The sequence below is a fragment of the Krasilnikovia cinnamomea genome, from assembly GCF_004217545.1.
Lineage (GTDB): Bacteria > Actinomycetota > Actinomycetes > Mycobacteriales > Micromonosporaceae > Actinoplanes > Actinoplanes cinnamomeus.
Genome location: NZ_SHKY01000001.1, coordinates 6,436,194 through 6,456,515, shown reverse-complemented (window position 1 = coordinate 6,456,515; position 20,322 = coordinate 6,436,194). Strand labels below are relative to the sequence as shown.

Here is a 20,322-nt window from a genome sequence, read left to right as displayed (position 1 = left end):
CCGACGTGGAGGATGTCGATGAGCCCTGTGCCCAACCCGCAGCCAGGCGCCGGTACGGACGGGTACAGCTACAGCGAGTACAGCATGCTGGCCGGTCCCGCGGAGCAGCCCGCGCAGTCCACTCCGTACCGGGTAAGAATGCGCCGGCTTGCCCGGCGTCGCCCGATTGCCACCGTGCTGATTACCTTGTTCGCTTTCGCGTTCGAGAGCACGTTCTTCGGCTGGTTGCTGGCCGCCATCGACCTGCCCGACTCGGGCCTGCATCCCGTCCTGTTCGGCGCGACCATCTTCATGATCGTCGCCACCGTCCTGATCGAACTGTTCCGGCTGATCAACGTGGTCACGCTGTGCCTGTCGAGCCTGTGGGCCCGCGACCCGCAGCCGGTGGTCCCCGACCCCGCACTGCGGGTGGCCTTCCTGACCACCATCGTGCCCGGCAAGGAACCGCTGGAGATGGTGGAACGCACGCTGGTCGCCGCCAAGGACGTCCGGCACGCCGGCGAATTCGACGTCTGGCTGCTGGACGAGGGCGACGACCCCGAGGTCCGGGCGATGTGCGAGCGCATCGGCGTACGCCACTACACGCGGCACGGGCTGCCGCGGTACAACACCCCGGCGGGTGCGTACAAGGCCCGGACAAAGCACGGCAACTACAACTCGTGGGTCGACCGGCACGGCGACGCGTACGACGTGTTCGTCTCCGTCGACCCGGACCACGTGCCGCAACCCAACTTCTGCGAGCGGCTGCTCGGCTACTTCCGCGACCCCGATGTCGCGTTCGTGGTCGGCCCGCAGGTGTACGGCAACTACGACGGCGTGGTCACCCGGTGGGCCGAGTCGCAGCAGTACCTGTTCCACTCGCTGCTCCAGCGCGCCGGCAACAAGCGGGGCATCGCCATGCTCGTCGGCACGAACAACGCGGTGCGCATCTCCGCGCTGCGCAGCATCGGCGGCCTGCAGGACTCGATCACCGAGGACATGGCCACCAGCCTGGTCCTGCACCGCACGAAGAACCCGGAGACGGGCCGGCGCTGGCGCTCGGTGTACACCCCGGACGTGCTGGCGGTCGGCGAGGGCCCGTCGTCCTGGACCGACTACTTCAGCCAGCAGCACCGCTGGTCGCGCGGCACCGACGAGGTGGTCGTGCGGCAGTTCGCGAAGCTGTGCTGGCGGCTCGGATTCGGGCGGGCGTTGCACTACGGACTGCTGATGTCGTACTACCCGCTGACCGCGCTCGCCTGGGTGCTCGGTGCCACCGTGGCGGTGTGCTACCTGCTGCTCGGCGCGAAGGGCGTGCAGGTGCCGCAGCAGGTGTGGCTGATGCTGTACGTCGACGCCGCGCTCTTCCAGATCGGGCTGTACGTGTTCAACCGCCGGCACAACGTGAGCCCGCACGAGACGGCCGGCTCCTCCGGGGCCGCGGGAATGCTGATCTCCACGCTGTCCACGCCGATCTACGTGTCGTCGTACTTCGGTGCGCTGTTCGGCCGCAAGGCCGGTTTCGTGGTGACCCCCAAGGGCGACTCGACCAGCCCGGACCGCCCCCGCACCTTCCGGCACAGCCTGCTCTGGGCCGCCTTCTTCGGCGCGCTGCTCGCGATCTCGCCGTTCCTCGGGCATGTGGACGGCGCGATGTGGCTGTGGCCCAGCCTCAACCTCGTGATCTGCCTGCTGCCGATCGCCATCTGGCGAGTGCAGGCCACGCTGGCCCGGCGCCGTGGCGCCGCCCCGCGCATACCGACCCCGACGACGATGGAGAAGACGTTCGCATGAGGCAACGCACCCGTCCCGCGCTCGCCCGCCGGCTGGGCAACAGCCTGGTCGCCGTGCTGGTACTCGGCATCCTCGCGGTCGTGAACCGGCCGATGGTCGCCGCCGCCGCCGAGGCGCTGCACGACTTCACCATCAACCGCCCGGACTACAAGGCCCGGTACGGCCACTGGGCCCACCTGCCCGTGCCCGCGAACTTCCGGATCAACGCGATCCACGCCGCGCTGCTGCACACCGGCAAGGTGCTCATCATCGCGGGCAGCGGCAACAACCGGGAGGCGTTCGAGGCCGGCACGTTCCGTACGGTCCTCTACGACCCCGCGACGGAGAAGTTCAGCGAGGTACCGACGCCCACCGACGTGTTCTGCGCCGGCCACACCTTCCTGCCCAACGGCAACCTGCTCATCGCGGGCGGCACCGAGCGGTACGAGGTGCTGCCCGAGAACATCGAGCACGCGTACGGCGTCATGAAGCTCAAGAACGAGTCCGTCACCGGGGGCCCGCGCGCCTTCGCCAAGGGCACCAAGCTGCGCTCGCAGGGCGGCTACGAGTACCGGACCCGCGACGACGTGATCCTGCCCGCGGCCACCCAGATGAAGCACGGCGGCAAGGTGATGACCCACGCCGGTGAGGTCGAGGTCTTCGTGGACGCGATCGAGAAGGGCAACGCCCCCATCGTCACCGCGCCGCAGCAGTACATCGTGGAGGGTCTGACCGGAGCGGACCGGCGCAACATCTACGGCCTCGCCGACAAGATCACCCGGGAGAAGCAGGAGTACGGCGGCGACAAGGAGTCCTACGAGTTCGATCCGCTGACCGAGCGGTACGTCCGGGTCGGCGACATGGTGAAGAACCGCTGGTACCCGACGCTGGCCGAACTGCCCAACGGTGACGTGCTGGCGGTCTCCGGCCTGGACGAGTTCGGCCGGATGATCCCGGGCGACAACGAGAAGTACATCGCCTCGCAGAAGCGGTGGGTCGACGCACCCGAACTCCAGCGGACGTTTCCGACCTACCCCGCGCTGCACCTGATGGAGAACGGGAACCTCTTCTACTCCGGCTCCAACGCCGGCTACGGCTCGGACACCGTGGGCCGCACCCCCGGCGTCTGGAACGTGCGCAACAACAGGTTCACCGAGGTGCCCGGCCTGCGGGACCCCCGACTGACCGAGACCAGCACCTCGGTGCTGCTGGCGCCCGCGCAGGACCAGAAGGTGATGATCCTCGGCGGCGGCGGGATCGGCGAGTCCGAGGTCTCCACCCGGCGCACCGACATCATCGACCTGAAGCAGCCGAAGCCGCGCTACCAGCCCGGCCCGGACCTGCCCGCACCCGCGCGCTACCTGAGCGCGGTGCTGCTGCCCGACGACACCGTCTTCACCACCGGCGGCTCGTCGGGCTACCGCGGCGGCAGGTACGGCAACCTGACCCGCAGCGACCTGTACAACGCGCAGATCTACCGGCCGTCCGACAATGCCTTCGCCACGGCCGCCGAGTCGAGGGTGGGCCGCAACTACCACGCCGAGGCGATCCTGCTGCCCGACGGCCGGGTGGTCACGATGGGCAGCGACCCGCTGTACGACGAGGCGGGCAAGGGCCCGGGGACGTTCGAGAAGCGCATCGAGGTGTACTCACCCCCGTACCTTTACCAAGGTGAGCGGCCGACCATCACCAGCGGGCCGCAGCGCGTGCAGCGGGGCACCACCGTGCGGTTCGGCACCCCGCAGCCGGCCCGGATCACCAAGGCGCGGCTGGTCCGGCCCAGCGCGGTCACCCACGTACTCGATGTGGATCAGCGCTCCGTCGCGCTGGACGTCACCCCGAAGGCGGGCGGCGTGGACCTGTCCATCCCCAAGGCGAAGGGCCTGGCGCCCTCCGGCTGGTACATGCTGTTCCTGCTGGATGACAAGCAGGTGCCGTCGGTGGCCCGCTGGGTGCGGGTGAGCTGATCCGTGGCCGCCCATGCCAGAGCGCCGCGCCCCGCTGCCCGGCTGCTGCCCGTGGTGGCAGCGGTCGTCGTGGCCGGCGTGGTGACGGCGGCGCTCTGGCGCGGCGGCGACGCCGGGCAGGACCCGGTGAGCCCGCGGGCGAGCACGTCCGCCCACCCCGGCGGCCCGGCCGTCGCACCGCCGTCCGGTCCGGCGGCGGCCGCACCGCCGTCCGGTCCGGCGGGCGTCGCCGGGCCGTTGTCCGGAGCGGCGCTGTACCTCGACCGGACCGGCGCGGCGGCGAAGCAGGTCACCGCGTACGAGAAGGCCGGCCGGGACGCGGACGCCCGGCTGATCCGCCGGATCGCCGACCAGCCCGCCGCGACCTGGTTCGGCGATGCGTCGAGCGGGACCGCCGCCCGGGCCCGCGCCCTGGTCACCGCCGCCACCCGGGCGGGCAGGCTACCGGTCCTGACGATGTACAACATTCCGCACCGCGACTGCGCCGGGCACTCCCGGGGCGGCGCGTCCAGCGCGGACGCCTACCGCACCTACGTCGCGGCCATGGCGAACGCCCTGCGGGGCCACCGCGCCGTGGTGATCCTCGAACCCGACGCGGTCGCCCAGGCCGTGCAGGGCTGTCTGGACGCGGCGCGCAAGGCGGAGCGGTTCGCCCTGCTGGCCGAGGCGATCGGCACGCTGCGCGCAAACCCCGGCGTGACCGTCTACCTCGACGCGGGCAACCCCACCTGGATCACCGACCTCGCCCAGCTGGCCACCGCGCTGCGCGAGGCCGGAATCGAGCGCGGCAACGGCTTCGCACTCAACGTGGCCAACTTCGAGACCACCGCGGACAACGTCGCGTACGGCACGGCGCTGTCGCAGCGGCTCGGCGGCGCCCACTTCGTGGTGGACACCAGCCGCAACGGCAACGGGCCCGCCCCGCGCGGCGCCACGCCCGACGGGCACTGGTGCAACCCGCCCGGTCGCCGGCTTGGCCAGCCGCCCACCACGGACACGGGGCAGCCGCTGGTGGACGCGTACCTGTGGATCAAGCGGCCCGGCGAGTCCGACGGCGCCTGCGGTAACGGCGCCCCGCCCGCCGGCCAGTGGTGGGCCGACTACGCGCTCGGACTCAGCCGCTCCTGACCGGAGACCTCGGCCACGCCGCGGCGGTATCGTGCGGAGGAAGCACCGGTAGGCGCGCCGCGGCCGCCGCGAAGCCACCGGACGGCCGGGGCTGCCCCGCGCGTTCGCCCCGGCCCGCCGGGGTCGACCCGGCTTCTACCTGGGCAGGGGCGGTAGCGCCGGTCTGTCGAGCCACGCGGTGAACAGGTCGTCCAGGGGCTCCCTGGCGAAACGCTGGGCGTGCTCGCGGAACTGCTCGGTCGTCACCGTCGCGTGCCGGTGCTCGGCGGTCCAGGCGCGCAGGAGCGCGAAGAACGACTCGTCCCCGACCCGTTTGCGCAGCGCGTGCACGGTGAGCGCGCCCCGCTTGTAGATCCGCTGGTCGAACATCTTCTCGACGCCGGGATTCGCGAGAGTGACGTCCATCGGGCGGGCGGCGACGCGGGCGTGCCAGTGGGCGGCCAGGGCGTCCGTGGACAGATCGCCGCAGACGCCGGACCACAACCATTCCGCGTACGTGGCGAAGCCCTCGTTGAGCCAGATGTGCCGCCAGTCCGCGACGGTGAGGCTGTTGCCGAACCACTGGTGAGCCAGTTCGTGCACGACGAGCCGCTCGTGCGTCCGGCGCCCGTCGACATGGTTCGACCCGAAGACCGACATGCCCTGCGCCTCGATCGGATCGTCCAGTTCGTCGTCGGCGACCACGACGACGTACTCGTTGAACGGGTACGGTCCGAACAGCCGCTGCAGCGCCTCCATGATCTCGCCGTGCCGGCCGAAATCGTGGGCGAACCTGACCCGCACCGCGGGCGGGATCGCGGCGCGCTGGACGACCCCGCCCACGGCGAGGTCGACCATCACGTACCGTCCGATCTGGACGCTCATCAGGTACGGGGCGGTGGGTTCGCGTCGCTCGTACACCCAGGTGGTGCTGCCCGCGCCGCGCCGGCGCGAGACGAGATCGCCGGTGACCAGGACGGTGTACAGCGACGAGGTGGTCAGCGCCACCCGGAAGGTGGCCTTGTCGCTGGGCTGGTCGTTGCAGGGAAACCACGACGGCGCACCGTTCGGCTGGCTGGCGACCAGCGCGCCGTCGGTGAGTTCGTCCCACCCGATGTCGCCCCACCGGCCGGAGATGGGCACCGGCCTGCCCCCGTAGCGGATGTCCACGCGGAACGTGTCGCCCGCGAAGATCGGGCGCTCGGGCGTGATGTGCACCTTGTCCGGCCGGTGGGCGAATTTCGCCGGCCGCCCGTCGACCCGGATGTCCTGGATCCGGAGCCGGCCCAGGTCGAGGGTGAAGCGCGACAACGACTGGCTCGCCACCGCGGTGATGGTGGCCCGGCCGGCGACGCGGTTCGACACGACCCGGTAGTCGAGGTCGAGGTCGTAGTGCTGGACCCGGTAGCCACCGTTGCCGTGCTGCGGAAGGTACGAGTCGGTCGAATGGTCGGAACCGGGCAAGGCGCCGCGAGCCCCCGGCACCTTCGAGATCATGCCCGGCGGACGGCCGTTACCGGCCAGGTCGCGATCGGGTTGCCCAGCCACCGGCTGTCCTCGGGCACGGCGTCGCCGCGGGTCACCAGCGAGCCGGGCCCGACGGTGGTCCGCGCGCCGATGCTCGCGCCGGGCAGAACGATGCCGTGCGGGCCGAGCGCGGCTCCCGCGCCCAGGGTCACCATGTCCATACTCATGACACGATCATGGAACAGGTGGGTCTGCACCACACAACCCCTGTTCACCGTGGCGCCATCACCCAGACGGACCAGGTCGTACTCGGGCAGCCAGTAGGTCTCCAGCCAGACACCCCGGCCGATCGTGGCGCCGAGCGTGCGCAGCCACGCCGTGAGCAGCGGCGTTCCGGTCGCGAAGCGCACCAGCCACGGCGCGGCGAGGACCTCGACGAAGGTGTCGGCGAGCTCGCTGCGCCACACGAACGACGTCCACAGCGCGCGCTCGGTGACCCGGAACCGCCCGACCAGCAGCCACTTCGCGGCCGTCGCGGTCGCGGCGGCCACGAGCGTCGCGCCGATCAGCACCGGCCCGGCGGCCAGCGCGGCCACCCCACCCCCGGCGACCTGCCACACGTACGTGAGCGCGGCCAGCACACCGACGGCGAGGGCGGCGGCGCACATCACCGGGACGATCCGGCACAACTCAACCGCCGCCCGGGCCAGTTTCAGCCGGACCGGCGGGTCGAAGGTGCGGCTGGTGTCGGCCGCCTCGACGGTGCGCCGCAGCGGCATCGGCGGTGCGCCCAGCCACGACGAACCCTTCTTCGCCTTGCGCGGCGCCGACGACAGCACGCCGACCAGGCCCCGCTTGGGCACCGACCGGCCGGGCGCCGCCATCCCGGAGTTGCCGAGGAACGCCTGCTTGCCGATGCGGGCCGGGGCGACCCGCAGCCAGCCGTGGCTCAGCTCGTACGTGGCGACCATCGTGTCGTCGGCCAGGAACGCGCCGTCGTCGACCGTGGTCATCGCCGGGAGCGCCAGCACCGTGGAGGCCTCCACGCCGCGCCCCACCTTCGCGCCCAGCAGCCGCAGCCACACCGGCGTGAAGAGGCTGGCGTAGAGCGGGAACAGCCCGACCCGGGCCATCCCCATCAGCCGCTCGGTCGCCCAGACTTGCCAGGCCACCCGCCCCTGCACGGGGTGGTACCCGGCGCGCACGCCGAGGCTGAGCGCCCGGACGGCGACGAGCACCAGCAGCGCGTACCCGACGAGGTAGGCGAGCGTCGCGACCGCGACGGCGGCCGGCACGGCGCCCACGCTCGGCCGGTAGGTCAGCGTCCAGCCGAGCAGCGCGAGCGCCGGCACGGCGGCCAGCACCGGCACCAGGCCCAGCAGCTGCGCGGTCAGCCCGTACACGGCGGTCCAGAAGCGGGACCGCGACCGCGAGCGCCGGGGGCGCCCGGCGGGCCACTCGGTCGCGTCCTCGGCGGCGGGTGCCGCCGGTGAGCCCGCCCAGCGCTGGTTCGCCGGCACCGCGCCGACGACGGTCGAGCCGGCGGCGATCCGCGCGCCCTTGCCCACCCGCGCGCCGGGCATCAGGGTGCTGCGGGACCCGACCCGGGCACCCGCGCCGACGCGCACCTTGCCGATGTGGACCACGTCGCCGTCGACCCAGTGGCCGGACAGGTCGACCTCCGGCTCGATCGCCGCGCCACGGCCGAGCTTGAGCAGGCCCGTGACCGGCGGGGCGGAATGCAGGTCCACGTCCACGCCGACCTGGGCGCCGAGCGCCCTGGCGTACGTGATCATCCAGGACGCCCCGGCGACGCTGGTCGCGCCGGTCACCTCGGCGAGCCGCTCCGCGGCCCACAGCCGCAGGTGCACACCGCCACCGCGCGGGTAGCTGCCCGGGCGTACGCCGCGCAGCAGCAGCCGCGCCGCACCGGCGGACAGGCCGATCCGGCCGAGCGGGCTGAACAGCACCGCCCAGCCCAGCACCACCCACCACCAGGACACGGTCGGTGCCCACGGCGCCGCCGTGAGCACCGCGAGGACGTTGCCCAGCGCCGCCAGGACGGTCAGCCAGCGGAGCCCGACCAGCGCGAACATCGGCAGCATCAGCACGCCCTGCACCAGCCCGGCCCGCCGCGGCGTCGGCCGGACCTCGCGGCGGACCGCCACCGCGGGGTCGAGCGCGGCGAGCACCGCGGCGAGCTGTGACAGCCTCGGGTGCCGGTAGATGTCGGCCACCGAGACCCCGGGGTGCCGGGACCTGATCCACGCCACCAGTTGTGCCGCGCTCAGGCTGCCGCCGCCGTGGTTGAAGAAGTCGGCGTCCGCCTCGGTGGGACGGACGCCGAGGATCTCCGCCCAGCCCTCGGCCAGCCACTGCTCGGTCGCGGTCAACTCCCCCGCCGCGTCCGCCACGGTGGCCAGCGGCCAGGGCAGCGCGGCGCGGTCCACCTTGCCGGACGTACGGGTCGGCAGCGCGTCCACGACGGCCAGCAGCGGGACGAGCGCGGCCGGCAGGTGCTCGCGGATCCGCACCGTCGCGGCCGAGGCGTCGAAGGTCATCGCGTCGTGCGGTACGACGTACCCCACGAGGAGCTGGTTGCCCGCCGCCGTGCGCCGTACCGCGGCGGCGGCGCCGGCGACCCCCGGCAGCGCCTGCAACGCGGCGTCGATCTCACCGAGCTCGATCCGGCGCCCGCCGAGCTTGACCTGCTCATCGGCCCGGCCGACGAACAGCAGGCCCTCGGGCTCCGCCCGGACGATGTCCCCGCTGCGGTACGCCCGCTGCCAGCCCAGCGCGGGCAGCGCCGCGAACTTCTCGGCGTCCTTGCCCGCGTCGAGGTAGCGCGCGAGCCCCACCCCACCGATGACCAGCTCGCCGGTCTCCCCCATCGAGACCGGCTCGCCCGACGGGTCGACCACCGCGAGCTGCCAGCCGGCCAGCGGCAGCCCGATGCGCACGGGGCCGTCGCCGGTCATCCGCGCGGCGCAGGCGACCACGGTCGCCTCGGTCGGCCCGTAGGTGTTCCAGACCTCGCGGCCCTCGACGGCCAACCGCTCGGCGAGCTCCGGTGGGCAGGCCTCCCCACCGAAGATCAGCAGCCGGACGCCGTCCAGGGCGTCGACCGGCCACAGCGCGGCGAGTGTCGGCACCGTGGACACCACGGAGATGCGCTGCTCGGCCAGCCACGGGCCCAGGTCGACGCCGCTGCGCACCAGCGACCGCTCGGCGGGCACCAGGCATGCGCCGTGCCGCCAGGCCAGCCACATCTCCTCGCAGGACGCGTCGAACGCCACCGACAAGCCGGCCAGCACGCGGTCCCGGGGGCCGATCGGGTCGCCGGCCCCGTCGGCGAGGAACAGCCGCGCCTCGGCGTCCACGAACGCGGCCGCCGCGCCGTGGCTGACCGCGACGCCCTTGGGCGTACCGGTCGAGCCGGAGGTGAAGATGATCCAGGCGTCGTCGGCGGGGCCGGGCCGCCCGGGCCGGCCCTCGGGGGCGCGGCGCGGCGACACGGCCAGCCCGTCACCGAGTACGGCGCAGACGTCGGCCTCGGCGAACACGAGCCGGGCGCGTTCCTCGGGGTCGTCGGAGTCGACGGGTACGTAGGCCGCGCCGGCCGCCAGCACGCCGAGGATCGCGAGGTACAGATCCGCCGTACCGGAGGAGATCCGGACGCCGACCCGGTCGCCGGCGCCGATCCCGTGCGCGGCCAGCGACGCCCGCACGGCCTCGACCCGATCGGCCAGCTCGCGGTAGGTCAGGACCGTGGTGCCGGCGTCGAGCGCGGCGGCGTCGGGATGCGCGCGCACGGTGCGGTCGAGAATGTCGACCAACGTCCGGTGGGCCGGAGCCGAGGAGGAACGGAAAACCGCCGGGTCTGCCGCGGGGTCGGCGATCGGGGGAAGCTCTACCAGCCGCAGATCAGTGGTCTGGGTCACCGGGCGTGCACCATCTTCACCTCGCGGGTCAGCCAGGCGTGCGAACCCGCCCAGGGCAGCCCTCAACGATACGGGTGATGAGCGCAGTGTGTCGGCGACGTGTCGGATTCGTGACCGTCACCACAGCAAATCACCCGGACGGGAGCAGCGTCCCGATCACGGGGCAAATCGGGCGGAACGCCCCCAACCTGGCGGCCGGGGGCGCTCGGCGGGATGCCACGGCTGGCTCACGCCCACCGCGCGCGGGGTCAGCGAGGCGGTTCCGTCGCGGGCAGGATGCGGCCCCGGACCTCGCCGAAACCGATGACCGTGCCGTCCGGGCCGGGTGCGCTCGCGCTGATCACGACCTCGTCGCCGTCCTCCAGGAAGGTGCGCGTCGTGCCGTCCGGCAGCCGCAGCGGTTCCGCGCCGCCCCAGGACAGTTCGATGAGCGAGCCTCGCTGGTCGGGGCGTGCGCCGCTGATCGTGCCGGAGGCGTAGAGGTCGCCGGTACGCAGCGACGCGCCGTTGGCCGTCAGGTGCGCCAGCATCTGGGCGCCGGTCCAGTACATGCCGTCGAACATCGGGCGGGACACGACGTGGCCGTTGAGCCGCACCTCGAGCCGCACGTCCAGCCCCCACGGCGGCGTCCGGGCGTCGTCGAGGTACGGCAGCAGGGGCACCGTCCGGGCCGGTGGGGTCACCCGGGCGGCACCGAGCGCGGCCAGCGGCACGACCCAGGGCGAGATGGAGGTCGCGAAGGACTTGCCGAGGAACGGGCCCAGCGGCACGTACTCCCAGGCCTGGATGTCGCGCGCGGACCAGTCGTTGACCAGGCAGACCCCGAAGACGTGCTCGGGGAACCGGTCGATGTCGACGGGCCGGCCCAGCCGCGACCCGGTGCCGACGACGAAGCCCAGTTCGGCCTCGATGTCCAGGCGCGCCGACGGCCCGAACGTGATCTCGCCATCGGTGCCACGGCGCTGGCCGCAGGGCCGGACGATGTCGGTACCGGAGCCGACGATGGTGCCCGCGCGGCCGTGGTAGCCGATCGGCAGGTGTTTCCAGTTCGGCGTGAGCGGATCCTGCCCGGGGCGAAACATCTTGCCGAGGTTGGTGGCGTGCTGCTCGGAGGCGTAGAAGTCGACGTAGTCGGCGACCGTGAACGGCAGGTGCAGCACGGCGTCGCGCGCCGGGACGAGGTGCTGGCCGAGCCGCTCACTGAAGGTGGCGTCGGTGAGCCACGCGGTCACCAGGGCACGCACCTGTGACCACGCCTGGGGCCCGGCGGCCAGCAGGGTGTCCAGCGACGGTCCCGCCACGGCGGCGGCGAGCGGCGGGGCCAACTGCCCCACGGCCGCCGCCAGGTCGAGGATCATCTCGCCGATCGCGACGCCGACCCGCGGGCCGGGATCCGACGCCGTGCTGAACACCCCGTAGGGCAGCGTGGCGACGCCGAACGGATGATCCGCCGGGAGGTCCAGCCAGGAAGTCGCGGAAGCGGTGGTCAACGTGGGTCCTCCGGGAGAAGTCCGTGGCGCAGCAGGCCGTCGACCGGCTCGGTGATGCTGCACGTACCGAAACTGACGAAGTGGTGGCGGACCCGCTCGGCCAGCGTGTCGTCGATCCCGGCGACCGCGGCCGCCACCCGGGTGCCGTCGGCGTCGGCCAGCGCTGCGGCGACGCCGTCGGCGCCCTCGCCGTTCAGGGCGCGGGCGGTCGCGAGGAGCACGTTCAGGTAGCCGTGGTGTTCGAAACCGGTCGCGGGGTCCCGGTGCCGGACCGGGTCGTGCAGGCCGGCGGTGAGCTTGAACGCCACGCCGCCCCGCACGGCCGCCACGAGCACCCCGGCCAGTTGCCGCTCGTCGGGGAAGGCCGACGCGACCAGCCCACCGGTACGGACCTTGAGGCGCAGGCCCGCGCCCGCGAGCGTGGCGACCCCCGCCGCCGTGACGTCGGAGCGGGGCAGCTCGACGTACGTGTGCACCGCCGAGGGCACCTGCCGGTCCACGATGGCCGCCAGGTCGGCCAGCCGCTCGGCGGACGCCGGGACCTCCAGCGCCAGCAGCCGCACCCGGGGCTCCGCGCGCGTGTGCGCGATCGCCGCGGGCAGATCGTCCGCCCCACCGGGGAGGGTGAGCGCGAGCGGCAGCGGGGATCCGCCGGTCAGCGCCCCGCTCAGCTCCGCCCACCGGGGCAGGGAGCAGATGAACGGCCCGAGCAGCGGCGCCAGCGGCGTCGACCGCCGGTCCTGGTGGGCCCGTACGGCCTCCGGCAGTGCGGCGTTGCCGGGCGGGAAGATGGCGGCGTCGTCGAGCAGGCCGGCGAACAGCCGGGCCGGCGCGGTCCGGGTCTCGGTCACGCGGCCGGTCCCCGTCCCGCCCAGGTCCAGGCGTACCGGCCGTCGTCGCAGGCCCGTCCGCCCTCGCCGAGGCCGAGCGGCCGGAACGTGTCGACCATGACGGCGAGCTCGTCGAACCGTTCCGCGCCGAGGCTGGCTTCGATGGCGCTCGGCTGCGGGCCGTGGGAGTGGCCGCCGGGGTGCAGCGAGATGGAGCCGACGTTGATCCCGGAGCCCTTGCGGGCCTCGTAGTCGCCGCCGACGTAGAACATGACCTCGTCGCTGTCCACGTTCGAGTGGTAGTAGGGCACCGGCACGGCCAGCGGGTGGTAGTCGACCTTGCGCGGCACGAAGTTGCAGATGACGAAGTTGGTGCCCTCGAAGACCTGGTGCACCGGCGGGGGCTGGTGGACCCGGCCGGTGATCGGCTCGAAGTCGGCGATGTTGAACGCGTACGGGTACAGGCAGCCGTCCCAGCCGACCACGTCGAAGGGGTGGTGCGGCAGCACGTGCACGGTCCCGGCGAGTCCGGCCGGTCCGTCGCCACGGTGTTTGATGTAGACCTCGACGTCCTGCTCGTCCACGGTGCGCGGTGCGCCCGGGGCCCGCAGGTCCCGCTCGCAGTACGGCGAGTGCTCCAGGAACTGGCCGTAGCGCGACAGGTAGCGCTTCGGCGGGGCGATGTGGCTGTTGGCCTCGATGACGTACAGGCGCAGCGGCTCGTGTCCCGCCGGCACCCAGCGGTGCGTGGTGGCCCGCGGGATGATCACGTAGTCGCCGGTCCCGACCTCCAGGTCGCCGAAGACCGTCTCCACGGTTGCGGCGCCGGCTTCGACGTACGCGCACTCGTCGCCGGTGGCGTTGCGGTAGAGCGGCGACGGCTCACCGGCCACGACGTAGGTGATCCGGACGTCGGCGTTGCCCAGCACGAGCCGGCGGTCGCGCACCGCGTCCCGCGACTTCCACTCCTGCTCCCCGAACAGCTCGTGCAGCTTCAGGTGCCGGGGCAGCAACGGCTGGTTCGGCACGGTCGCGAGGTCGGGCAGGTCCCAGGCGCGCGCGTCGACGATCGCCGACGGTACGTGCCGGTGATACAGCAGCGACGAGTCCGAGGAGAAGCCCTCCTCGCCCATCAACTCCTCGTAGTAGAGGCTGCCGCCGGAATCGCGGTGCTGGGTGTGCCGCTTCGCCGGGATGCTGCCGGCTCGCTGGTAGTGCGCCATCCGTACCTCCGTTCGTGCCCGAGGGGGTTGCCGATGCGCCGGACGTCGCGCCGCCGCGTGCGCTCGCCGACGCCGCGCGAGCCGTGTCGGTTGAGCGTGTCACGCACGGACATGGACTGGTCCCTCTTCCGCGGGATCGGGCTGCGGCCTCCAGCTTGGTGAACCTCGGTGTGGTGCACAACGCGACCAGTCGAGGGCGAGCATTCTGCGCAGAACCGCCGGGCCGAGCGCGCACCCCTTGAACAATCTGTACAGCACCGGACGAGGGCTTCAGCCCGCCGCGCCCAGCCGGTCACCCGACAGGTCCCCGGCCGCCGCGCCGCCCGCGACGGGTACGCCGTCGATCCACACCCGGGCCACGTCGTGCGGCGTGGCCAGCGTGAAGACCTTCGCCAGCGCGTCCTCCGCTCCGTCCGCGTGCCGCAGGCCGATGTCCAGCGGCGTGCCCGCGCCGGGCCGCACCCAGATCGCGTCGAAGCGGCGGCCCACCCCGAGGTCGCCGACCTGGTCGCGCAGGCCGAGGGCCTGCGCGCCGGCCGCGGTGGCCAGGTGCAGCAGGTGGGCGGGCCCCAACACCACGCTCTGTTCCGCACGTACGCGTTGCAGGAGGTACGCCTGCAGCCCCTCCTTCAACAGCGAGAAGCCGGTGCCGGCGCCGACGTCACAGCCCAGCGCCACGGCGACCCCGTGCTGGAGGTGACGGTTCAGCGGGAACAGCCCGCTGCCCAGCGCCGCGTTGCTGGTGGGGCAGTGCGCCACGCTGGAGTGGGCCTGCGCCAGCCGCTTGAGCTCGGCGTCGGTCGGGTGCACGTTGTGGGCGAAGACGCTGCGCGGGCCCACCAGCCCGTGCCGGTCATAGCAGTCGAGATAGCTGCCGTCGCCGAACAGCTGCTCGACCGTACGGATCTCGATGAGGTTCTCGTTCAGGTGCGAGGTGAACCAGCTGCCGGGCACGTCGCGGTGCAGCTGCCCGCAGGAGGCCAGCAGTTCGTCGGTGCAGGACAGCGCGAAGCGCGGGGTGACCGCGTACCGGCTGCGTCCCTTGCCGTGCCAGCGTTGCGCGAGTGCCAGCCCTTCGTCGTAGCCGCGCCGCGCCGTCGTGTGCAGGTCGGGGCGCAGCATCCGGTCGGCCACGATCAGACCGCTGGTGATGCGCAGGCCGGAGTGGGCGGCCGCCGCGAACAGCTCGTCCACCGCCGGGGCGAAGTGCGAGCCGAAGACCAGCGCCGTGGTGGTGCCCGCGGCCAGCAGCGAGGTGACGAACTCGTCCGCGACCGTGCGGGCGTAGCTCACCTCGGCGAGCCGGGCCTCCTCCGGCAACGCGCACCGCTCCAGCCATTCCAGCAGCGGCATGCCGAGGGCGCCGATGACGCGGATCTGCGGGTAGTGCACGTGCGTGTCGACCAGGCCGGGCAGCAGCAGGCCGCCGTCCAGCCCGACCACCCGCGCCGCCGGGTGCCGGGAACGCACCCGCGCGAAGGGGCCCCGCTCGACGATCAGCCCATGGTCGACGAGGATCCCCGCGTCGGCGTCGTGGCGCAGCCCGCCCCCGCGGAACGGGTCGTCGGGGGTGTCCAGGACCTGCGTGCGGTACAGGATCATCCGTCGGCGTCCACGGGCGCGGCGAGCGGGGCGGCGGTGCGCTGCCCGGCCTCGCCGTCGAGGGTGCGCAGCAGGCCGGCGGCGACGCTGACGGCGATCGTGGCGGGTTCCTTGCCGCGGATGCCGTCGATCCCGATCGGCGAGGTGATCCGTTCGACCGCCGCGGCGTCGTGGCCGTGCGCGGCGAGTTCGGCGCGGAACCGGGCCCACTTGGCGGCCGAGCCGATGAGGCCGATCGAGCCGAAGTCGCCGCCGCGCAGCACCGCGTCGCAGAGCGCGAGGTCCTCGGCGTGGTCGTGCGTCATGATCAGGACGTGGGTGCCGGCGGGCAGCTCGCCGAGCACGATCTCGGGCAGTACGGCGAGCCGGTGCACGTGGACCTGGGCGACGGCGTCGGCGAGCACCGCCAGCCGCTCGTCAGCCAGCTGCTCCGGGCGGGTGTCCACCAGGTGCAGGTCGAGGTCGTGCCGGGCCAGGATGCGGGCCAGCTCCAGACCGACGTGGCCCACGCCGAACACCGCCACCACCGGCGGGGCGGGCAGCGGTTCCAGCAGGAGGGTGACGGCCCCGCCGCAGCACTGCACGCCGTGCTGGTAGGGCGCCTTGTCCGACAGCGCGACGGTGACCATCTCGGGCGTGACCGCGCCGGCGGCCAGCAGCGCGCGCGCCTTCTCGGTGGCGACCGCCTCGAGGTTGCCGCCGCCGACCGAACCCCACGTACGGGCCGCGCCGACCACGAGCTTCGCGCCGGCGGCGCGGGGCGCGTGCCCGCGGACCGTGGCGACGATGACCAGCACCCCGGGCTCACGGGTCTCGCGCAGACGCGCCACCGCGCTGATCCAGGTGTGCTCAGCCATGGTGCACCGCCTCGCCGGCCCGTTCGAGCACCTGGCCGCGCCCGTCGCCGGTGCGGGCCCGCTCGACCGCCCAGAACACCGCCTCCGGGGTGGCCGGGGAGGCCAGGTCGACGCTGATGCCCGCCGGACCGAACGCCGCGGCGGCCTGGCGCAGCGCCTCGCGGACGCAGAAGGCGAGCATCAGCGGTGGCTCACCGACCGCCTTGGAGCCGTAGACGACGCCGTCCTCGGTGGCGTCGGTCAGCAGCGTGACGTGGAAGACCTCCGGCATGTCGAACAGGCCGGGCAGCTTGTAGGTGCTGGCACCCTGCGTACTCAATCGACCGCGAGCCGGCCCCCCGGTCTCCCAGCGCAGGTCCTCCAGGGTGAGCCAGCCCGCGCCCTGCACGAAGCCGCCCTCGATCTGCCCGACGTCGATCAGCGGGGACAGGCTGTCCCCGACGTCGTGCACGATGTCGACCCGCCGGGTGCGGTTCGCCCCGGTGAACCCGTCCACCTCCACCTCGGCGGCCGCCACCCCGTACGCGAAGTACTTGAACGGTGAGCCCCGCATCACCGACGCGTCCCAGTGCAGGCCCTCGGTGCGGTAGAAGCCCGCGGCGAACAGCTGCACCCGCTGGAAGTAGGCCGCGCGGACCAGCTCGTCCCAGCCGACGCCGTCGGCGGCACCGGCCCGCCGGGCGACGCCGTCGATGATGCGTACGTCGGCGGCGTCGGCGCCGAGCATGGTGCCGGCCACCGCGGCGAGCCGGTCCCGGATCTGCGCGCAGGCGTTCCTGACGGCGCCGCCGTTGAGGTCGGCGCCGGAGCTGGCCGCCGTGGCCGACGTGTTGGGCACCTTGTCGGTACGGGTCGGCGCCAACCGCACCCGGGCCAGCGGAATGCCCAATGTGGTCGCGGCCACCTGCAACATCTTGGTGTGCAGGCCCTGGCCCATCTCCGTGCCGCCGTGGTTGATCAGGACGGAACCGTCCTTGTAGACGTGCACGAGCGCGCCGGCCTGGTTGAACGCGGTGAAGTTGAAGGAGATGCCGAACTTGACCGGGGTGAGCGCCAGAGCGCGCTTGGTGTGCGGGTGGGCGGCGTTGAACGCGGCGATCCGCTGCTGCCGTTCGGCGACCTCGCCGCTGTCGAGAACCTGCTGCCACAGCCGGTGCAGCCGCTCCGGGTGGCGCACCGGCTGCCCGTACGGTGTGCTCTGGCCTTCCTGGTAGAAGTTGCGCCGGCGCAGCTCGGCGGGGTCGATGCCGAGCAGCGGCGCGCAACGGCCGAGAATGTCCTCGATGACCATCATCCCCTGCGGACCGCCGAAGCCGCGGAACGCGGTGCTGGACGTCTTGTGGGTACGCGCGATGCGCCCGGTGAGCCGCGCGTGCGGCAGCCAGTACGCGTTGTCGACGTGGCACAGCGCGCGGGCCAGCACCGGCTCCGACAGGTCCAGGCTCCAGCCGCCGTCGGCGGTCAACGTGGCGTCCAGGGCCGCCAGCCGCCCGTCGGCGTCGAAGCCGACCCGCCAGTCGACGTGGAAGCCGTGCCGCTTGCCGGTCATGGTGAGGTCCTGGGTCCGGGTGAGGCGGACCAGCACCGGACGGCCGGTCAGCGTGGCACCCAGCGCGGCGATCGCCGCGAAGCCGTGCGGCTGCATCTCCTTGCCGCCGAAACCACCGCCCATGCGCAGGCACTGCACGGTCACCTCGTGGCTGGCGCGGCCCAGCACGTGCGCGACGATCTCCTGGGTCTCCGAGGGATGCTGGGTGCTGCTCTGCACGAAGATCTGCCCGGCCTCGTCGACGTGCGCGAGCGCGCACTGCGTTTCGAGGTAGAAATGCTCCTGCCCGGCGAACTCCAGCGCGCCGTGGAACACGTGCGCGGCGCCGGCCAGCCCCGCCTCGACGTCGCCGCGCACGACCTGGGGTTTGGCGCCCTGGAAGCTGCCCGCGGCGATCGCGTCGGCGAGGGTGACGTGCGACGGCAGCGGCGCCACGTCGACCTCGACCGCCGCGGCGCCGAGCCGGGCCGCCTCGGCGGTCTCGGCGAGCACCCAGCACACGGCGTGCCCGAAGAACATCACCTCGTCGGGGAAGAGCGGCTCGTCGTGCTTGACCCCGCCGTCGTTGACGCCGGGCACGTCGGCGGCGGTGAGCACCCGGACGACGCCGGGCACGGCCAGCGCGGGCGCGACGCGCAGCGCGGTGACCCGGGCGTGGGCGTGCGGTACCTGCACCGGGTGGGCGTGCAGCACGTCCTTGGTGCGAACCACGAGGTCCTCGGTGTACAGCGCGGCGCCGGTGACGTGCAGCGTGGCGCTCTCGTGCGGAATCGCGACCCCGACGGCGGCGTTCTCCGGCCGCGCGGACAGTTCCCTCATGCTGTGCTGGCCGGGCATGCGCTCGCGGCCCTCGCTGCGCTCGGTGCACTCGCTCATGCCGTGCTGGCCGGGCATGCGCTCGCGGCCCTCGCTGCGCTCGGTGCACTCGCTCATGCCGTGCTGGCCGGGCATGCGCTCGCGGCCCTCGCTGCGCTCGGTGCACTCGCTCATGCCGTCGCCTCCGGCGGGCGGTCCGCCCACAGCTTGCGCAGGCCCTGCTCGAGCATCGCGGCCCGGTACGCGGCGCTGGCCCGGTGGTCGTCCAGCGGGGTGCCCTCGCCGCGCAGCACCCGCGCGGCGGCGTCGGCCGTCGCCGCGGACCACGGCTCGCCCTCCAGGGCGGCCTCGGTGGCGCGGGCGCGGATGGGGGTGGCCGCGACGCCGCCGAGCCCGATCCGGGCGCGGACCACCGTGCCGTCGACGACGTCCAGGGCGAAGGCGGCGGCCACGCTGGAGATGTCGTCGAAGCGCCGCTTCGAGATCTTGTGGAAGGCGGCGAGACCGGCGGGCGGCAGCGGGATCCGCACCGCGCGGATCAGCTCGCCGGGTCGCCGGACGCTGCGCCGGTATCCGGTGAAGTAGTCGGCCAGCGGCACCTCCCGCTCCCCGTCGGCGCTGGTCAGCAACACCGTGGCGTCCAGGGCGAGCAGCACCGGCGCGCAGTCGCCGATGGGCGACCCGGTGCCCAGGTTGCCGCCGACGGTGGCGCTGTTGCGGATGAGCCGGGAGGCGAACACCGGGAACAGCTGGTCGAGCAGCGGCACCCGGCCCGCCAGGCGGCGTTCGAACTCGGTGAGGGTCAGCGCGGCGCCGGCCTCGATGTGGTCGGGGCCGACGGTGAAGCCCCGCAGTTCCGGCAGCCGGTCGATCGCCACGGCCAGCACGGCCCGCGCGCCGCGCAGGTTGACCTCGACGCCCCAGTCCGTGGCGCCCGCGACGACGGTCGCCTCCGGGTGCTCCCGCAGCAGCGTGAGCGCGTCGGCCAACGCGGCGGGACGCACGAACGCGCCGTCGCCGTGCCGCAGCCGGGTGGGCCGGGGCGGCGGCGCGGGCTCGTCGCGGCGGCGGGCCAGCGGGTCGCCGCCGGGCGCGGCACCGAGCGCGTACGCGGCGTCACGGATCGGCCGGTACCCGGTGCACCGGCACAGGTTGCCGCTGAGCGCGTGCAGGTCGAATCCGTTCGGCCCGTGGTCGGCGTCCGGCCGGTCCGCCTCCCGGCCCGGGCGGTAGAACTCGGCGGCCATGCTGCACACGAAGCCGGGCGTGCAGTAGCCGCACTGGGAACCGCCGCGCACGGCCATCTCGTGCTGCACCGGGTGCAGGTGGTCCGGGTCGCCCAGCCCCTCGACGGTGACGACCTCCTGCCCGTCGAGCCCGGCGGCGGGCAGCAGGCAGGCGTTGACCGCCACCCATTCGGTCGGCGTGTCCACCCCGGCGCGGGCGACGAGCACCGAGCAGGCGCCGCACTCCCCCTCGCCGCAGCCTTCCTTGCAGCCGGTCAGACCGATCCCGCGCAGCCACTCGAGTGCGGTGGTGTGCGCGGGGATGTCGCCGAGCGGAATGTCCCGCCCGTTGACATGGATCTTGGCAGCGACCATGTCCAGCTCCCGTCCGCCGTGCTGTACCCGGGCCGCGTTGGGCCGGCACATGGTTGGCGGTGTGATGCTGGGGGCGGTTGGTTATCCATGCGAACAACGCGCCCGAGCCGTGGCCCACTC

The 20,322-nt window shown here is 73.4% G+C and carries 12 protein-coding genes; 3 read left to right on the top strand and 9 right to left on the bottom strand.

Features of this window, described 5'->3' with window-relative positions:
- The first annotated feature begins 18 nt into the window (after nt 1–18).
- The 3 genes from EV385_RS29025 to EV385_RS29015 are packed head-to-tail and all read left to right on the top strand — an operon-like array spanning nt 19 to nt 4,847.
- A complete protein-coding gene (locus tag EV385_RS29025) occupies nt 19–1,773 on the top strand; it encodes a glycosyltransferase family 2 protein (RefSeq protein WP_130512347.1) in 1,755 nt (584 codons plus the stop codon).
- The gene (gene glxA / locus EV385_RS29020; RefSeq protein WP_130512346.1) at nt 1,770–3,719 is read left to right on the top strand and encodes a radical copper oxidase GlxA; all 1,950 of its coding nucleotides are present in this window, start codon (nt 1,770–1,772) and stop codon (nt 3,717–3,719) included. Before EV385_RS29025 ends, glxA begins: the two co-directional genes overlap by 4 nt.
- 3 nt (nt 3,720–3,722) lie before the next feature.
- Nucleotides 3,723–4,847 carry a glycoside hydrolase family 6 protein gene (locus EV385_RS29015; RefSeq protein ID WP_242625131.1) on the top strand — a complete coding sequence of 375 codons (1,125 nt, stop codon included), beginning with the start codon at nt 3,723–3,725 and terminating at the stop codon, nt 4,845–4,847.
- 135 nt (nt 4,848–4,982) lie between these two features.
- Here the strand turns inward: EV385_RS29015 and EV385_RS29010 are convergent, their stop codons facing one another.
- From EV385_RS29010 to EV385_RS28970, 9 genes are all read right to left on the bottom strand, one after another.
- Entirely contained in the window at nt 4,983–6,323 is a 1,341-nt protein-coding gene (locus EV385_RS29010) for a M1 family metallopeptidase (protein ID WP_130513624.1), read from the bottom strand.
- Nucleotides 6,320–10,234 carry a Pls/PosA family non-ribosomal peptide synthetase gene (locus EV385_RS29005; protein ID WP_130512345.1) on the bottom strand — a complete coding sequence of 1,305 codons (3,915 nt, stop codon included), beginning with the start codon at nt 10,232–10,234 and terminating at the stop codon, nt 6,320–6,322. Before EV385_RS29005 ends, EV385_RS29010 begins: the two co-directional genes overlap by 4 nt.
- A 248-nt stretch (nt 10,235–10,482) precedes the next feature.
- A complete protein-coding gene (gene fahA, locus EV385_RS29000; protein WP_130512344.1) occupies nt 10,483–11,724 on the bottom strand; it encodes a fumarylacetoacetase in 1,242 nt (413 codons plus the stop codon).
- A complete protein-coding gene (locus EV385_RS28995; protein ID WP_130512343.1) occupies nt 11,721–12,575 on the bottom strand; it encodes a hypothetical protein in 855 nt (284 codons plus the stop codon). Before EV385_RS28995 ends, fahA begins: the two co-directional genes overlap by 4 nt.
- Nucleotides 12,572–13,777 carry a homogentisate 1,2-dioxygenase gene (locus EV385_RS28990; RefSeq protein WP_130512342.1) on the bottom strand — a complete coding sequence of 402 codons (1,206 nt, stop codon included), beginning with the start codon at nt 13,775–13,777 and terminating at the stop codon, nt 12,572–12,574. The genes EV385_RS28995 and EV385_RS28990 overlap by 4 nt, the downstream gene beginning before the upstream one ends.
- A 270-nt stretch (nt 13,778–14,047) precedes the next feature.
- The gene (gene guaD / locus EV385_RS28985) at nt 14,048–15,379 is read right to left on the bottom strand and encodes a guanine deaminase (RefSeq protein WP_130512341.1); all 1,332 of its coding nucleotides are present in this window, start codon (nt 15,377–15,379) and stop codon (nt 14,048–14,050) included.
- On the bottom strand, nt 15,376–16,236 hold the full coding sequence (gene xdhC / locus EV385_RS28980) for a xanthine dehydrogenase accessory protein XdhC (protein ID WP_130512340.1): 861 nt from the start codon (nt 16,234–16,236) through the stop codon (nt 15,376–15,378). The genes guaD and xdhC overlap by 4 nt, the downstream gene beginning before the upstream one ends.
- Nucleotides 16,229–18,775 (bottom strand): xanthine dehydrogenase molybdopterin binding subunit, encoded by a 2,547-nt coding sequence (gene xdhB / locus EV385_RS28975; protein WP_242625130.1) that lies wholly within the window; start codon nt 18,773–18,775, stop codon nt 16,229–16,231. Before xdhB ends, xdhC begins: the two co-directional genes overlap by 8 nt.
- On the bottom strand, nt 18,772–20,202 hold the full coding sequence (locus EV385_RS28970) for a xanthine dehydrogenase small subunit (RefSeq protein ID WP_130512339.1): 1,431 nt from the start codon (nt 20,200–20,202) through the stop codon (nt 18,772–18,774). Before EV385_RS28970 ends, xdhB begins: the two co-directional genes overlap by 4 nt.
- Nucleotides 20,203–20,322: the final 120 nt, after the last annotated feature.

Coding starts and splice junctions, on each gene's coding strand:
- EV385_RS29025 (WP_130512347.1), top strand. CDS start 19: ATGAGCCCTGTGCCCAACCCGCAGCCAGGCGCCGGTACGGACGGGTAC.
- glxA (WP_130512346.1), top strand. CDS start 1,770: ATGAGGCAACGCACCCGTCCCGCGCTCGCCCGCCGGCTGGGCAACAGC.
- EV385_RS29010 (WP_130513624.1), bottom strand. CDS start 6,323: ATGATCTCGAAGGTGCCGGGGGCTCGCGGCGCCTTGCCCGGTTCCGAC.
- EV385_RS28990 (WP_130512342.1), bottom strand. CDS start 13,777: ATGGCGCACTACCAGCGAGCCGGCAGCATCCCGGCGAAGCGGCACACC.
- guaD (WP_130512341.1), bottom strand. CDS start 15,379: ATGATCCTGTACCGCACGCAGGTCCTGGACACCCCCGACGACCCGTTC.
- xdhC (WP_130512340.1), bottom strand. CDS start 16,236: ATGGCTGAGCACACCTGGATCAGCGCGGTGGCGCGTCTGCGCGAGACC.
- xdhB (WP_242625130.1), bottom strand. CDS start 18,775: ATGAGCGAGTGCACCGAGCGCAGCGAGGGCCGCGAGCGCATGCCCGGC.
- EV385_RS28970 (WP_130512339.1), bottom strand. CDS start 20,202: ATGGTCGCTGCCAAGATCCATGTCAACGGGCGGGACATTCCGCTCGGC.